At 70.9% G+C, this 15,055-nt stretch carries 12 protein-coding genes; 5 read left to right on the forward strand and 7 right to left on the reverse strand.

Translation table 11 applies throughout. The annotated features are described in order from the left end of the window. Positions 1-214: 214 nt before the first annotated feature. Both ACF059_RS13405 and ACF059_RS13410 read right to left on the reverse strand, forming a co-directional pair. Complete coding sequence (locus tag ACF059_RS13405; RefSeq protein WP_392055624.1) at positions 215-1,510, reverse strand: glycoside hydrolase family 6 protein; 1,296 nt, start codon at positions 1,508-1,510, stop codon at positions 215-217. Between the two features lie 114 nt (positions 1,511-1,624). Further along, positions 1,625-2,599: a glycoside hydrolase family 6 protein gene (locus ACF059_RS13410; protein ID WP_392055628.1), complete on the reverse strand. Its 975-nt coding sequence runs from the start codon at positions 2,597-2,599 to the stop codon at positions 1,625-1,627. Positions 2,600-2,891: 292 nt separating this feature from the next. Here ACF059_RS13410 and ACF059_RS13415 point away from each other — a divergent pair, with 292 nt between their 5' ends. Next, complete coding sequence (locus ACF059_RS13415; RefSeq protein ID WP_392055631.1) at positions 2,892-3,923, forward strand: LacI family DNA-binding transcriptional regulator; 1,032 nt, start codon at positions 2,892-2,894, stop codon at positions 3,921-3,923. A 55-nt stretch (positions 3,924-3,978) separates the two neighbouring features. Here the strand turns inward: ACF059_RS13415 and ACF059_RS13420 are convergent, their stop codons facing one another. The 3 genes from ACF059_RS13420 to ACF059_RS13430 are packed head-to-tail and all read right to left on the reverse strand — an operon-like array spanning position 3,979 to position 8,771. Beyond that, positions 3,979-5,436 (reverse strand): family 43 glycosylhydrolase, encoded by a 1,458-nt coding sequence (locus ACF059_RS13420; RefSeq protein ID WP_392055634.1) that lies wholly within the window; start codon positions 5,434-5,436, stop codon positions 3,979-3,981. A 20-nt stretch (positions 5,437-5,456) separates the two neighbouring features. Then, positions 5,457-7,736 (reverse strand): glycoside hydrolase family 3 N-terminal domain-containing protein, encoded by a 2,280-nt coding sequence (locus ACF059_RS13425; protein ID WP_392055637.1) that lies wholly within the window; start codon positions 7,734-7,736, stop codon positions 5,457-5,459. Between the two features lie 9 nt (positions 7,737-7,745). Beyond that, positions 7,746-8,771, reverse strand: a complete 1,026-nt coding sequence (locus ACF059_RS13430; RefSeq protein WP_392055640.1) for a LacI family DNA-binding transcriptional regulator — start codon at positions 8,769-8,771, stop codon at positions 7,746-7,748. A gap of 233 nt (positions 8,772-9,004) precedes the next feature. Here ACF059_RS13430 and ACF059_RS13435 point away from each other — a divergent pair, with 233 nt between their 5' ends. The 4 genes from ACF059_RS13435 (at position 9,005) to ACF059_RS13450 (ending at position 13,745) form a co-directional block, all read left to right on the forward strand. Next, complete coding sequence (locus ACF059_RS13435) at positions 9,005-10,297, forward strand: extracellular solute-binding protein (RefSeq protein ID WP_392055643.1); 1,293 nt, start codon at positions 9,005-9,007, stop codon at positions 10,295-10,297. Between the two features lie 4 nt (positions 10,298-10,301). Then, the gene (locus ACF059_RS13440; protein WP_392055646.1) at positions 10,302-11,303 is read left to right on the forward strand and encodes a carbohydrate ABC transporter permease; all 1,002 of its coding nucleotides are present in this window, start codon (positions 10,302-10,304) and stop codon (positions 11,301-11,303) included. Next, complete coding sequence (locus ACF059_RS13445; protein WP_392055649.1) at positions 11,300-12,130, forward strand: carbohydrate ABC transporter permease; 831 nt, start codon at positions 11,300-11,302, stop codon at positions 12,128-12,130. Before ACF059_RS13440 ends, ACF059_RS13445 begins: the two co-directional genes overlap by 4 nt. 142 nt (positions 12,131-12,272) lie before the next feature. After that, positions 12,273-13,745, forward strand: coding sequence for a non-reducing end alpha-L-arabinofuranosidase family hydrolase (locus ACF059_RS13450; RefSeq protein ID WP_392055652.1), 1,473 nt, complete (start codon positions 12,273-12,275; stop codon positions 13,743-13,745). 43 nt (positions 13,746-13,788) lie between these two features. On the opposite strand, the gene ACF059_RS13455 is transcribed toward ACF059_RS13450, so the two are convergent. Beyond that, on the reverse strand, positions 13,789-14,610 hold the full coding sequence (locus ACF059_RS13455) for a 2OG-Fe dioxygenase family protein (RefSeq protein WP_392055655.1): 822 nt from the start codon (positions 14,608-14,610) through the stop codon (positions 13,789-13,791). A 43-nt stretch (positions 14,611-14,653) separates the two neighbouring features. Then, positions 14,654-15,055 carry a hypothetical protein gene (locus ACF059_RS13460; protein ID WP_392055658.1) on the reverse strand — a complete coding sequence of 134 codons (402 nt, stop codon included), beginning with the start codon at positions 15,053-15,055 and terminating at the stop codon, positions 14,654-14,656.

Below are 15,055 nucleotides of genomic sequence, written 5' to 3' on the forward strand. Positions count from 1 at the left end.
GCACCCGGACGAAGACGTGACACCACGTCAGACCTCAGTCTGGAAACCCCGCCGAAACAAGTCAAGGGTTTCGAAAGCATTTCGAAAATCCAGGGCCCCTTGGGCTCTTTATAGGCCCCTCAGCATAAAGCGACCCCATCGAAAGTATTTCGACGGGGATCGCTCAAGAAAGAGGAGGGCGTGTATTTCGCTCCGGCCGCCTCTCCGTACGCGGTCAGCGCAGGACCGTGCTGAACTCCAGGGCCGGGTGGGCGTTGCGGACGAGGGACTTGGCCTGGTCCGGCCACCACACGCCGGCCGCGGGGTCGACGATGCCGTACTCCGGGTCGATGGTGCCGCCCGGGATGCCGCGGTTGCACTGGCCGTCGGACTGGCCGACGGTTTTGATCCACAGGTAGGCGTCGACGAGCGGGACGCGGGTGTTCGCGGTCGGCCGGTCGCCTATGCCGCGGCCGGGGGCGTTGCACCAGGTCTGCGGGTCGCCGCTGTACTTGCCCGGCGGCGGGGTCCAGGCGCCCCTGCCGTTGCGGCTGGTGTCGACGACGAAGTGGGTGAGCTCCTGTGCGGGCGGGCTGCCGACGTTCTGCTCGAACCACTGGTCGGTCCAGTGCCAGGTGGACGGGTCGTCCACGTTCACGGAGTTGCCCGGCTGCCCGTCGTTCGGTGCCGCGGGGGAGTAGTACTGGCTCGCGCACCAGTCGGGGTGGCCCCTGGCCCAGTCCGGGCCCTCGGTGGCGAACCACAGGCACTGGGAGACCCAGCTGCCGTAGTGGGTGGACAGATCGGTGGCCAGATAGTTCGACACGTTCAGCGAGAAGCCCTGGGTACGGGTGACGCCGGCCTGGAGCAGGCGTTGCGCGATGTCGCCGACGCTGCGCCAGTGGCTGTTGCCGGCGTCCAGGTAGACGACGCTGTTCGGCTGTCGTCCCAGTACGTCGATCGCGTGGTTCAGGTCGGCGAAGCGTCCGGTGGTGATCGCGCCGGTGGGGTCGCTGTCGGGACCGCAGTCGGAGGGAAGGTTGGCCAGCCCGTCCGGTTCGAGGACGACGACGGCCTTGCTGCGGCCGATCCCCCGGGCGAAGGCGCTGATCCAGGCCTGGTACTCGGCGTCGGACTGCGCACCGCCGGAGGAGTACTGGGAGCAGTCCCGCAGCGGGATGTTGTAGGCCACCAGGACGGGCACCGTCCGGGTTCGCTCGGCGCGGCGTACGAGGTCGCGTACGCGGGATTCGACCTGCGCCGGGGTGCCGTCGGTGAACCAGGCGGCCTCCGGCCAACTGGCCAGCTTGGCCATGGACGTGGCGCCCGCGAAGTCTCCGTGGAGGAGGTCGGTGACGGCCTGGCGGGCCGCGTCGCCGTCGGGATCGACGAAGAAGCGGGTGTTCGTGGGGAGCGTGTGGGAGTCCGGCGCCGGGCCCGTCGCCGCGGCGGCGGGGGAGGGGGCGGCGGCGCCGAGGAGCAGCGTCAGTGCGCTCGCTGCCAGGGCCCATCGGTGCAGGGGGATGCGCACGGGGTTCCTTCGGTAGGGGGTTCGGGGGCGCGGGTCCCGGCGTCGGGCCGCGTGGGGGTCGGCGGCCCGGCGCCGCGGCCCGACCGGCCGGGCTGTCTTCGGCGGGGGCAGGGCTCAGTAGCCGTAGACCATCTTGTAGGCGACCTCCGGCAGGAACTGGCCCGCCGAAGAGCCAGCACCCACACCGCAGTTGCCGTCCGACTCGCCGGGGATCTTGATCCACAGCAGCATCTCGGCGCCGCCGCCGCGCTGGCTGGGCGTACCGATCCGGCGGCCGGCGGGGTTGCACCACTGGCCGTTGGAGCCGTTGCCGTTGCGGCTGGTGTCGACGACGAACGGCTTGGTGTAACCGTAGGAGGAGGCCAGCGCCGAGTTGACCGCGTTGCCGTAGGAGGTGTTCTGGTCGGTGGTGAAGTAGTTGGAGACGTTCAGCGAGAAGCCGTGCGCCCCGCCGACACCGGCGGCGGCGAGCTGGTGTGCCATGGTCGAGGCGCCGACCCAGCCGGGGTTCCCGGCGTCGAGGTAGACCCAGGTGTTGGGTGCCTTCGCCTTGAACTGGGCGATGGCGTTCTTCAGCATGGCGTTGCGCTCGGCGATCTGGCCGGACGTCATACAGCTTTCGTGGCCGAGCGCGTCGGGTTCGAGGACGACGACGGCCGGACGGCTGCCGATGCCACTGGCGAAGGCGGCGATCCAGGCGTCGTACGCGGCGCGGCTCCCGGCGCCGCCGCCGGAGTGGCCGGCGCAGATGTCACGGTTGGGGATGTTGTAGGCGACCAGGATCGGGAGCTTGTCGACGGAGTCCGCGCGGCCGACGTAGGCGCCGGCGGCCGCTCCGATGTCGCCGCTCCAGTTGCCGAACCAGCGGGCTGCCGGGGTGTTGGCGATGGACGTCCGGATCGCGGCCGCCCGCCCGTCCCCCGGGTTGGCGTTGGCCCACCGCAGGGCGGAGTTGTCGGGATCGGCGTAGAAACCGCTGGTCATCGTGGTCGGGTCGGCGGCGTACGCCGGGCTGGCGTTGATCACGCCGAGGCCGCCGACGAGGACGGCGGCCAGCAGGGCGGATGCGGCTCGGACGGACTTGCGCATGGTTCTTCCTCCGATGGATGGGGAAGTGGAAGCGCTTCCAGTTTTGACGGTGCGTCGGACCGCGCTGATGGGATGATTGGGTCCGCCGCCAGGGTGTGTCAAGAGGTTGAACGCGGCAGCACCCACAACGGCCGGTATGACGCGATAGGTTGGAAGCGCTACCGGATCCAGGCCAAGGGAAGCCTCCGCGCACGGGCCCGAAGTCGGGACGGCGCATGAAATCATGGCCGCCCGTTCGCCGTTCGCCGTTCGCCGTCCGTCGCCCCGCGTGAGCCCGAGGAGCAGCCTGTCCATGGAGCCGTCACCCAAGCGCATGCCCACGCTCGACGAGGTGGCCGCACGAGCCGGTGTGTCGCGCACGGCGGCCTCCCGAGTGATCAACAACGCCCCGCACGTCAGCCGCGCCAAGCGCGAGGCGGTCCAACGAGCCGTGCGCGAGCTGGATTTCGTGCCCAACCCGTCCGCCCAGGCCCTGGCGACCCGCCGGGTCGGAGCGGTGGTGCTGGCGCTCTCCAGCGACGAGCCGGGGCTCTTCGCGGACCCGTTCTTCGCGGAGATCATCGTCGGCGTCAGTGCGGCGCTGGAGCAGACCGATCTGGAACTGATCCTTCTGCTGGCCAACACCCCGCGCGGCCGCGAGCGGTTCGAGCGGTTGCTGCGCTCCCGGCGGGCCGACGGGGTCATGCTGATGGCACTGCGCGGCGACGATCCGCTGGCCCGCCTGGGCGAGCAAGTCGACCTCCCCGTCGTCTTCGGCGGACTCCCGCTCGTCGGCGAGCCCACGTGGTACGTCGACGCCGACAACCGGGGCGGTGCCCGCCTCGCCGCCGAGCACTTCGCGCGCACGGACCGCCGACGGCCCGTCATGATCACCGGACAGGTGGACGCCAGGGCCTCCGTCGCGCGGGAGCAGGGCTTCAACGAGGGGCTGCTGTTGTCCGGCCTGACGCTGCTCGGGGTCGAGCCCGGGCAGTTCACCGAGGACGGCGGCGCCGAGGCGATGGAGCGGCTGCTGCGGGCACACCCCGGCCTCGACGCGGTGTTCGCGGCCTCCGACGCCATGGCCATCGGCGCTCTGCGCACCTTGCGGGAACGCGGGCTGCGCGTGCCCGAGGACGTCGCGGTGATCGGCTTCAACGACCTGGCGAGCGCCCGGCACACCAGCCCACCGCTGACCACGGTCCATCAGCCGGTGCGGGCGCTGGGGCAGGAGATGGCCAGGATGCTGGTCAGCGCCATAGAAGGACACCGCCCCACCCCGTTGATCCTCCCGACCCGCCTGACCGTGCGCGAGTCCGCCCCCGATGTGCCCGCGCCGGCCTGACCGGTGGGCGCGGTGAGGTGGCCGCCGTGCCGTGCCTCGACGACGACGGTGAACGTCATCCACGCTGTTGTCCAGCCGCCTCCTCCTTGCTCGGGTACCTGATGTCGAACCACGTGAAGCGGGCGTGCCGGGTGGAGGGGCGGCCGTTGGAGGAGGCGTAGAGACCGAGCTGCACGCTGGTGAACAGCGGGGTCAGGAAGGTGGCTTCGACGGTGGTTAGGTCCTGCCAGACGCCGTCGGGGCCCGCGTGGGCGAAGGTGTGGCTGAAACCGCGGATGCGGACCCCCAGACGGACGGGGCCCGGGGGGACGGGGACGCCGGCCAGGACCTCGGATCCGTGGCGCAGGCTGAGTCCTTCCGTGGTGCGGAGGAAGAGGAGATGGGCGTCGTCGTCGAGGAGCACGGCGAGGCCCGCCTCTTCCTCCGGTGCGGCGGGAGTGAAGTGCAATTCGGTGGACACGTCGCAGTCGGGCTGTTCCTGGGGGCGGACCAGGAGGGACGGGGCCGTGCGTGCACCGAGGCGTTCGGGACGGAGCCGCAGGCGCAGCCCGTCGCCGGTGGTCCAGAACCGCGTGCGGGGGGTGCGTAGTGTGTTCCAGTCGGGGCAGAGGGTGGCGAAGTCGTCGTGGACGGGCCGGCGTTGAGCGGTGTGAGCGACGGGGGAGAAGACCGGCCAGCCGTCGTCCCAGGTGATCCGGCCGAGGAAGGTCTCGCGGCCGAGGGCGGAACCGGGGCGCACGCCCAGGAGGACGGCCCGCCAGTCGCCGTGCGGGGTCTGCACGAGGTCGGCGTGCCCGGTGCAGGTGACCGGGCCCTGGGCGGGTGGGAGCACCGGGTTGCCGGGGGCGCCCACGTACGGGCCGCTCACGCGGTCGGCGCGGGCAGCCACCACGGTGTGGTCCACATCGGTGCCGCCCTCCGCGGTGAGCAGGAGGTAGGTGCCGTCGACCTTGTACAGGTGCGGGGCCTCCGACCATCGGGCGCCCGGGTGGCTTCCCGACCACAGGACGTGCTCGGGCCCGGTGAGCCGTCGCTCTCGGGGTAGGTACTCGCGCATCCAGATCTCGGTGCGCCCGGCGGCCTCGTCCAGCACGCGGGCGGCGGTGAACCAGGCCCGGCCGTCGCCGGCGCCCGCCCGATCGCCCGTCCCGTCGTCGAAGAACAGCGACGGGTCGAAGCCCTCGCCCTCCAGCCAGTGCGGCTGCGACCACGGACCCGCCGGGTCGGTCGCCGTGACGACGAAGTGGCCGGGGCCGTCCATCAGCGTGCAGACGAGGTGGAAAACCCCGTCATGGTGCCGGATCGTCGGTGCGAACAGACCTCGCGAGGGCGCGCACCCGTCGAGGTCGAGCTGGGAGGGCCGGTCGAGCGCGGAGCCGATGCGCCGCCAGTTCACGAGATCGCGGCTGTGGAACACGGGAAGGCCCGGGAACCATTCAAAACTTGACGTCACCAGGTAGTAGTCCGCTCCCACCCGGCAGACGGACGGATCGGGCCGGAACCCGGGCAGCACGGGATCACCGCAGAAGCCGTTCACGGCACCGGGACGATCTCGACCGGCACGGACAGCACCCGGTCGGCGCCCGGATGACGTACGGGACCCTCCAGGGTGAAGGAGCCCTGGAGCGGAAGGTCTCCGCTGGACCGCCCGACGGCCACGCCGATCTCCCCGGGCTCCACTCTTCTGCGCAGGTCCAGCCCCGTGAAGGAGGTCCGGTCGGCGTGGACGCGGAAGGTGATGCGGGCGGCCGCGCCCGGCCGCAGCTCGACCCTGGCGAATCCGGCGAGCCACCGCAGCGGCCGTACCACGGACGCCACCGGGTCCGAGAGGTACAGCTGGACGACCTCGGTCCCGGCCACCTCGCCCACGTTGCGTACGGTGACCGAGACCGCGACGGCCCCGTCCGTCGCGGCGACGGGGTCCACCGAGAGCTCCGAGTACGTGAAGCTGGTCCAGCTCAGCCCGTGTCCGAAGGGGAACAGCGGCGTCGGGTCCGCCGAGCTCCAGTCGGTGCGCCCGCCGAGCCGGGCGTGAAGGTAGGTGCCGGGCTGGCCGCCGGCCTGACGGGGGATGGAGACGGGCAGCCGCCCGGAGGGTTCCGCGGCGCCGCTGATGATCCGGGCCAGCGCCGTCCCGCCCTCCTCGCCGGGGAAGAAGGCCTGCACCACGGCGGAGGCGCGCTCCGCCAGCGTGCCGAGCGCGTAGGGCCGTCCGGAGACGAGGACCAGGACGGTCGGCACCCCGGAGTCCAGCACGGCGGAGGCCAGTGCGGCCTGGTCGCCGGGCAGGTCGAGGGTCTCGGCGTCGCAGCCCTCGCCGGAGGTGCCCCGGCCGAACATGCCCGCCCGGTCCCCGAGCACCAACACGTGCACGTCCGGATCGTCGTCGGTGGCGGTGGCGGTGGCGGTGGCGGTGGCGGTGGCGGTGGCGGTGGCGGTGGCGGTGTCGGTGACGGTGAATCCGGCGGCGGTGAGCGCCTCGCCGAGCGTCGGTATCCCCAGCCCGAGGTCCCCGGGCAGCGCGACGTGGTTGGGGAAGGAGTAGCAGCCGAGGAAGGACCGGGGGTCGTCGGCGTAGGGTCCGCTGACCGCCACCCGGCACGGGCGCAGCGGCAGGATGCCGTCGTTGGCGAGCAGTACGGTGGACCGTTCGGCCAGGAGTCCGGCCAGGGCCCGGTTCTCCGGCGGATCGAGGTCGACCGGCTCGGGCGTGACGGGTTCCCAGCCGGGGTCGAGCAGCCCGAGTCCGGCCTTCTGGAGCAGGACCCGTTCCGCGGCCCGGTCGATGAGCTCCTCGGACACGCCTCCCGACCGTACGAGGTCGAGCAGAGGCTCCCCGTAGCAGCGGGCCGTGGGCAGTTCGACGTCGATGCCGGCGGTCAGCGCGAGCGCGCCGGCCGCGCCGCGCGAGCCGGCGACACCGTGCCGGGTCTCCAGGAAGGAGACGGCGTAGTAGTCGGCGACGACCACACCGCCGAAACCGAGCTCGTCCCTGAGCAATCCGGTCAGCAGCCGTTCGTCGGCGGCCACCGGCACCCCGTCGACGTCGGTGTAACTGTTCATCACCGAGCGGGCGCCGCCCTCGCGCAGGGCCCGTACGAAGGGCTCGACGAGCACATCGGCGAACTCGCGCGGTCCCGAGGCGACGGGGGCCATGTTCCGGCCGCCGCGCGAGGCCGAGTACCCGGCGAAGTGCTTGAGCGTCGCCACGATTCCGGCGCCCTCCAGGCCCTGTACGTAGGCGCTGCCGATGGCTCCGACGAGATAGGGGTCCTCGCCGATGCATTCCTCGGTCCTGCCCCACCGGTAGTCGCGGACCACGTCGAGCACCGGAGCGAGCCCCTGGTGGACGCCGACCCGCCGCATCGCCGCGCCGATGGCGCCGGCCATCTCGCGCACGAGGCCGGGATCGAAGGAGGCGCCCCAGGCCAGCGGCCCGGGGAAGACCGTCGCCCCGAAGGTCATGAAGCCGGTCAGGCACTCCTCGTGGGCGAGCGCCGGGATCCCGAACCGGCCGGCTCCGGTCACCTGCCGCTGGAGCGAGGCGAGGCGCCGCATCCCGGCTTCGGCGGTGATCGGCGCGGTGCCGTACACCCGGGTGAGCTGGCCGAGCCCGTTAGCGACGATGTCGTCCAGGCCCGGCGCGGACTCGCCGGAGTCGTCCTCCATGGGCGCCACCGGGGCGCCCGTTTCCGAGGGGAGCGCCCAGAAGCCGGCGAGCTGGCCCGCCTTCTCCTCCAGCGTCATCCGTTCCAGCAGATCGGCGACTCGTACGGACACGGGCAGGAGGGGGTCGCGCCAGGGCTCGGTCAAGGAGTTCTCCTAGAGACGGGGCGGGGCGGGGGGCGGGGCGGTGGAGAGCCGGACCTTGAGCTCGGTCGAGAGCTCCATCCGGGGGCTGACCAGGGGCGGGCCGTCCAGGAGCTGGAACAGCGTGCGGGCGGCGAGCCGGCCCATCTCCTCCAGGGGCTGGCGCACGGTCGTCAGCGGCGGTGACAGCCATTCGCACATCGGCAGGTCGTCGAAGCCGACCACGCTGAGGTCCTGCGGGATGCTCAGCCCGGCCTGCCGTGCGGCTTCGTAGACGCCCATCGCCTGCTGGTCGCTGCCCGCGAAAATGGCGGTCGGCGGCTCGGGGAGGGCGAGCAGTTCCCGGGCGCACCGGAAGCCGCCCTCGTGCTGGAAGTCGCCGAACCGGATCAGGTCGCGGTCGACCTCGATCCCGGCCCGCTCCAGCGCGGCACGGTACCCGTCGATGCGGGCCTGGCTGCACAGCATCTCCTTGCGCCCGCCGATGGTGGCGATCCGGCGGTGCCCCAGCCCCAGCAGGTGCTCGGTGGCGGCGAGGCCGCCCGCCCAGTTGGTCGCGCCGATGCTCGGCACCCCGTTGCCCGGCAGGTCGATCGGGTCGATGACGACCAGCGCCACCCCGGCCTGTTCGACCTGGGCGCGCTGGGCCTGGGTGACCGAGGCGGTGACGAGGATGACGCCGTCGCTGTGGTGCAGGACGGGCAGTGCGGCCCAGCTCGACGGCGTGGCCTCGCCCGGCGGGACGAGCGATACGACGGTGCCGACGCTGCGCTGGGCGCACTCGGCCTCGACGCCGCGCAGGATCTCCACCGCCCACGCACTGTCCAGACCGCCGATGATCAGGTCGACCAGGCCCGACCTGCGCGCCCTGCCCTGCCGGCCGGGGTGGAGGTAGTTGCGGGAGCGCAGCAGGCCCTCGATGCGTTCGCGCGTCGCGGGTGCGACATCGGAGCGGCCGTTGATCACCTTGGACACGGTGGCCTGGGACACCCCCGCCTCCGCGGCGATGAGGGCCAGGGTCGGACGCTGCTCGCTCAACTTCTCTCCTCTGCGCCTACACCGTGGGCCGGGCGACACATATCGCAAACTTTCGAAGAGTTTCCGGTCGGCGCAACCTGGTTGTCAAGCCTCAAGAGGGCTGCTGTGCAAGGAAATTCGGTAAGAAGGCTTGACCGGCGGGCCGGGCGTTCCTAGTTTGTGGCAGCACTCGATCCGAGAAGGTTACGAAATGTTTTCGAGGTCGAACCGGCATCCCCCACCCCGGAGGTTCCATGCCCAGCACACCCCCGAGCCGACGTAGCTTCCTGGCGCTCTCGGGCCTGACCGTCCTGTCCGTCTCGCTGACCGCGGCCTGCGGCGGCGGCGACTCCGGCGCGGGCCCGGCCGCCGACGGCAAGGTGAGCTTCGCCTGGTGGAACATTGCCACCACGGAACCGGGCAAGTCCCTCTTCCCGCAGATCTCCTCGGCGTTCACGGACGCCCACCCGAACGTCGCCATCAAGACGACGTCGTTGGAGAACGAGGCGTTCAAGTCCAAGCTCACCGCGACCACTTCCTCGGGCCGGCTTCCCGACGTCTTCCAGACCTGGGGCGGCGGCGTGCTGCGGCAGCAGGTCGACGCGGGGCTGGTGGAGGACCTCACCGACCTGCTCGGCTGGTCGTCCGAGCTCACCCCCGTCTCGCTGGAGGCCTATCAGTTCGAGGGCCGGACGTACGCGGTGCCCTACGACGTCGGCATGGTCGGCTTCTGGTACAACAAGAAACTCTTCGCCCAGGCCGGGATCACCGCTCCGCCGGCCACCTGGACCGCGTTCCTCGACGCCGTCAGGAAGCTCAAGGCGGCCGGCCTCACCCCGATCGCCCTCGCGGGCAAGGAGAAATGGCCGGGCCACTACTACTGGGCCTACCTCGCCATGCGCGTCGCAGGACTTCCCGCGCTGCAAGAGGCGGCGAAAACCAAGGACTTCACCGGCGCCGGCTTCGTCCGGGCCGGCGTCCACCTCAGGGAGCTGGTCGACCTCCAGCCGTTCCAGACGGGGTTCCTCGGCGCCGGCTACTCCACCCCCGGCGGCCAGGCCGCGACCATGGGCAACGGCAAAGCCGCCATGGAGCTGATGGGGCAGTGGGCGCCGTCGGTGCAGAAGGACGCGGGCGCGGACCTCGGAGCGGACCTGGGCTTCTTCCCCTTCCCGACGGTCGAGGGCGGCGTCGGCCAGGTCACCGAGGTGTTCGGCGGGGGAAACGGTTTCGCGCTGCGCAAGGGCGCGCCGAAGGAGGCGCTGGAGTTCCTGAAGTTCTTCGTGCTGGAGAACGAGTCCAAGCTGCTGGCCTCCAACGGCTACCTGCCGGTGGTCAAGGGTGCCGAGAGCCAGCTCACGGAGCCCAACAGGAAGGCGGTCGCCGAAAGTCTGGTCAAGGCGACGGGCTTCCAGCTCTTCCTCGACCAGGCCTACCCGCCCGCGGTGGGCCAGGAGGTCAACGACAGCGTCGCGGACCTCATCGCGGGCAAGAAGACGCCCGAGCAGGTCACCGCGTCGATCACCGAGGCTGCGAAGGGTGCCTAGCCCCGTGGCCACCCCGACCAAGGACCCGGCCGAGGACCCGGCCGAGGAGCGCACGCGGGACGCCCAGCCGGTGCACCCGCCCGCCCCGAGGCGTTCGCTCCTGCGCCGGTGGGGGGACTGGGCGTCGGTCGCGTGGTTCCTCCTCCCGGCCCTGGCCCTCTTCCTCGTCTTCGTCCTCGCCCCGATCGCGGTCGCCGTCTACACCGGTTTCTTCAAGTGGGGCGGCGTCGGCCCCATGGACGACTTCGTCGGCTTCGGCAACTACACCAAGCTCTTCGACGACGAGGTCTTCCTCGGTGATCTGGGCCGCGGGCTGTACCTGATCGCCCTGTCGCTCACGGTGCAGTTGCCCTTCGCGCTGTTCACCGCGGTCCTGCTCAACCAGCGGCTGCGCGGCCGGGCCGTCTACCGGATGCTGTTCTTCGCGCCGTACATCCTGTCCGAGGTGGTCACGGCGGTCCTCTTCACGATGATCTTCCTGCCCGACGCCGGCATGGCCGACCACCTCGCCGGCGCGCTCGGCCTGGAGGGGCTGCAGGGCAGGTGGCTCGCCGACCCGTCGACGGTCATGCCGACCCTGTTCGTGGTCATGACGTGGAAGTACTTCGGGTTCCACATGATGCTCTTCCTCGCCGGTCTGCAGGGCATCCCGGGCGAGATCCTCGAAGCCGCCTCCATCGACGGCGCCGGCGCCTGGCAGCGCTTCCGGAACGTGACGCTGCCGCTGCTCGGCCCGACGATCAGGATCAGCGCCTTCCTCTCGGTCATCGGGGCCATCCAACTCTTCGACCTCGTCTGGGTCATGACCGCGGGCGGACCCAACCACTCCTCCGAGACGATGGCCGTCTCGATCTTCCAGTACGGGTTCAAGCGCTACCAGGTCGGCTACGCCAGCGCGATCAGCGTCGTGCTGTTCCTGATCAGCCTGGTCTTCTCCCTCTTCTACCAGCGCTACGTGCTCCGCCGCGACCTGAGCGGGGCCATCACCTCGGGAGGCGGCCGATGAACGCCCGCAGGACCGCACGCGGCCTGTCCCTGCACGCCGTCATCTGGTTGATCGGCGCGTTCGTCGCCGTGCCACTGGTCTACGCCGTGCTGTCCGGGTTCAAGAGCACCGGCGAGCTGACCACCAACCCGTTCGGGCTGCCGGAGCACTGGAAGACCGGCAACTACACCGCCATCCTCGGCGACGGAATGTTCTGGCGGCAGATCGCCAACAGCGCGGGCATCGCGATCGGTACGACCTGCTGCACGGTGGCGGTGTCCGCGATGGCGGCGTTCGTACTGGCCCGCTACGCCTTCCGCGGCCGGGAGTTGTTCTACACGCTGTTCACGATCGGGCTCATGTTCCCGTTCGCCGTGGCCGTCCTGCCGCTGTTCCTGCTGCTGCGCGACGTCGAACTGCTGGACAACCCGCTCGGGGTGATCCTCCCGCAGGCGGCCTTCGGGCTCCCCATGACGATCATCATCCTGCGCGGCTTCTTCCGGACCATCCCGGCCGAGGTCGAGGAGGCGGCCATCATGGACGGCTGCGGCAAGCTCCGCTTCTTCTGGAAGATCCTGCTGCCGATGGCCCGTCCGGCGCTCGGCACGGTGTCGGTGCTGGCGATCGTCGCGAGCTGGAACAACTTCCTCCTGCCGCTGCTGGTGTTCAACGGCCCGACCTGGCAGACGGTCCCCGTCGGAGTCCAGCAGTTCCAGGGCCAGTACTCGACCGACTACGCGCTCGTCCTCGCCTACATCGTGCTCGCCATGGTCCCCGCCCTCGCCTTCTACGCCGTCGCCGAGCGGCAGTTGATCGGCGGCCTCACCGCAGGCGCCACCAAGGGCTGACGCGTCGGGTGTGACCTGCCCCCTCCCGAGGAGACTCCGTGAAACATGTGACCGCACACCCGCGCGCGAGTTTGTTAGCGCTAACATCCCGGCGGGCGCCTTCCCGCCCCTCCCGTCCCTGACCTGCGAAGGAGCTCTTCCCATGTGGTTTCGCCATCCGTCCCCGGTCGATCTGAGGCGACGCCTGCTCGCCGTCCTCACGCCCCTGCTGCTCCTGGCCGCCTTCCTCGGTGTCCAGCCCGCCGGCGCCGCGACGACCATCGACCCCAACGCCTCGTACGTGCTGGTCAACCGCAACAGCGGCAAGGCCCTGGACGTCTACAACCTGGCGACCGGCGACGGCGCCCGCATCACCCAGTGGACCAGGAACGACCAGAACCAGCAGCAGTGGCAGTTCGTCGACTCCGGCGGCGGTTACTACCGCATCAAGTCCCGCCACTCCGGCAAGGTGCTCGACGTCCAGAACGGGTCCACCGCGAACGGCGCCCCGATCGTCCAGTGGACGGACCTGAACGCCGCCAACCAGCAGTGGCGGCTGGCCGAGAGCCCCGACGGCCATGTCAGGCTCATCGCGCGCCACAGCAACAAGGCCCTGGAAGTACAAGGCGGCTCCACCGCCGACAACGCGAACGTCGTCCAGTACGACGACTGGGGCGGCACCAACCAGCAGTGGCAGCTCGTCCGGGTCGGCGGCGGCAGCCCCGGCACCTGCGCCCTCCCCTCCACGTACCGCTGGACGTCGACGGGCCCGCTGGCGCAGCCGAAGGCGGGGTGGGCCTCGCTGAAGGACTTCACCGTCGCCCCCTACAACGGCCGACACCTCGTCTACGCGACCACGCACGACACGGGCAAGAACTGGGGCTCGATGAACTTCGGCCTGTTCACCAACTGGTCGGAGATGGCCTCGGCCAGCCAGAACACGATGTCGACGTCCACCGTCGCGCCCACGCTCTTCTACTTCGCGCCGAAGAACATCTGGGTACTGGCCTACCAGTGGGGCTCGTGGCCCTTCATCTACCGCACGTCCAGCGACCCCGCCAACCCCAACGGCTGGTCCGCGCCGCAGCCGCTGTTCACCGGCAGCCTTCCCGACTCGCCCACGGGCCCGATCGACCAGACCCTGATCGCGGACGGCCAGAACATGTACCTGTTCTTCGCCGGTGACAACGGCAAGATCTACCGGGCGAGCATGCCGATCGGGAACTTCCCGGGCAACTTCGGCTCCTCGTACACGACGGTCATGAGCGACTCGGAGAACAACCTGTTCGAGGCGCCGCAGGTCTACAAGGTCCAGGGCCAGAACCAGTACCTCATGATCGTGGAGGCGAAGGGGGCCGGCGGCCGCTACTTCCGCTCGTTCACGGCCTCCAGCCTGAGCGGTACGTGGACCCCCCAGGCCGCCACCGAGAGCAACCCCTTCGCCGGAAAGGCCAACAGCGGCGCCACCTGGACCAACGACATCAGCCACGGCGAACTGATCCGCACCAGCGCCGACCAGACCTTCACCGTCGACCCGTGCAACCTGCAGTTCCTCTACCAGGGACGCAACCCCAACGTCGGCGGCGACTACGGCCTGTGGCCCTACCGGCCGGGTCTGCTGACACTCCAGCGCTGACGGCGTGACACCGGTCCGGCTCCGCAGCGGAGCCGGACCGGTGTCACAGCTGGGGGACGTACGGGGCGAGACCGACGATCAGGACGGACCGTTCGCCCGGGCCCGCCCCCGAGGCCGCGCGGACCGGGCCGACGTAATGGCTGACCCTGTGGTCGTGGACGGCGTACCCGTCCAGCGGCTCGGCGAGCGTGAAAGCGGCGTGGACGTCCGCCCACGGGTCCTCGGGCTGGAGACCCGCGCTGCCCGGTGTCGCGATGACGTTCTGCCCGCCGGTGACGTTGGTACGGCTGATCAGATGGGCGAAGGTGAACGTACTGGCCGAACCGCCGTCCTGGTGCAGGCAGTCCGGGGACGAGACGGCGACCTGGCCCGGGTGGTCGACGCCGAGCCTGATCAGGTGGACGCCGGCCCACAGTGGCCGGCGCCCCAGGTCCCTCAGCGACAGGACCTGCTCGATGTCCCAGCGCAGGAGCCGCACCAGCAGGGCGTTGCCGCGCAGCGCCCCGGGGAGGTCGGGGAGCACGCGCCGCGTGCGCGGACGCCCGGGGTCGCCCTCGCCCTGGGAGAAGTCGGTGACCGTGCCGTGGACGGGGTCCGGGGTACCGGGGATCCAGGACAGTTCGTCCTTCCAGGGCAGGTACACGGCATGGGAGTACCGCCGGAACCGGTTCGTCCCCGGTGCGTACGGGTCGGGCGGCAGCGCCGCGCAGACCTCCCGGATCCCGGCCAGGTCCCGGGCGGCGGAGCCGGTCAGGGTGATGCCCAGCTGCTCCGCGCCGTAGCGGGCGAACCCGTGCTCGCGCAGCGCATCCCCGCCCTCACCCGGACCCGCTGCGTCCCCGTGCGGGGGCTCCGCCTTCTCCACGTGTTCCTCCCACGGGCCACCGCCCGCGCGGCGTGCGGAGGGGTCAGGGCCGGTAGTACTTTACGCACTTGAGCGGTTTGGCGTTCGCGTCGTCCAAGCAGACGACGACACTCGCGGCCCCACCGGGGGCGTCCGCGGGGATCGAGACGCTGAAGGGATACGTCACGTCGCACTTGGTACTGGTGCTCCTGGCATCGAACTGGTTGCCGGAGGCATCGTACGCGGCGAACCACGCCCTGCGGCAGCCGACGGCCCGCAGTGTCCCGTTGAATCCGACCGACCGGTTGTACCAGGTCAGGGTGCCGTGGATATAGCTCGCCCCGTAGGGGACGTCGACGGTGGTGGTCGGGTAGGCGGTGGTCTGCGCACTGGCGGCGGGAGCGCCCAGCAGCATGCCCGCGGCCAGGGCGACGGAACCGAGGGCGGCGGCGAAACGAGTCTTCAT

The sequence above is a fragment of the Streptomyces sp. NPDC016562 genome, assembly GCF_043076955.1.
Taxonomy (GTDB): domain Bacteria; phylum Actinomycetota; class Actinomycetes; order Streptomycetales; family Streptomycetaceae; genus Streptomyces.

Coding starts and splice junctions, on each gene's coding strand:
- ACF059_RS13410 (WP_392055628.1), bottom strand. CDS start 2,599: ATGCGCAAGTCCGTCCGAGCCGCATCCGCCCTGCTGGCCGCCGTCCTC.
- ACF059_RS13415 (WP_392055631.1), top strand. CDS start 2,892: ATGGAGCCGTCACCCAAGCGCATGCCCACGCTCGACGAGGTGGCCGCA.
- ACF059_RS13435 (WP_392055643.1), top strand. CDS start 9,005: ATGCCCAGCACACCCCCGAGCCGACGTAGCTTCCTGGCGCTCTCGGGC.
- ACF059_RS13445 (WP_392055649.1), top strand. CDS start 11,300: ATGAACGCCCGCAGGACCGCACGCGGCCTGTCCCTGCACGCCGTCATC.
- ACF059_RS13450 (WP_392055652.1), top strand. CDS start 12,273: ATGTGGTTTCGCCATCCGTCCCCGGTCGATCTGAGGCGACGCCTGCTC.
- ACF059_RS13460 (WP_392055658.1), bottom strand. CDS start 15,055: ATGAAGACTCGTTTCGCCGCCGCCCTCGGTTCCGTCGCCCTGGCCGCG.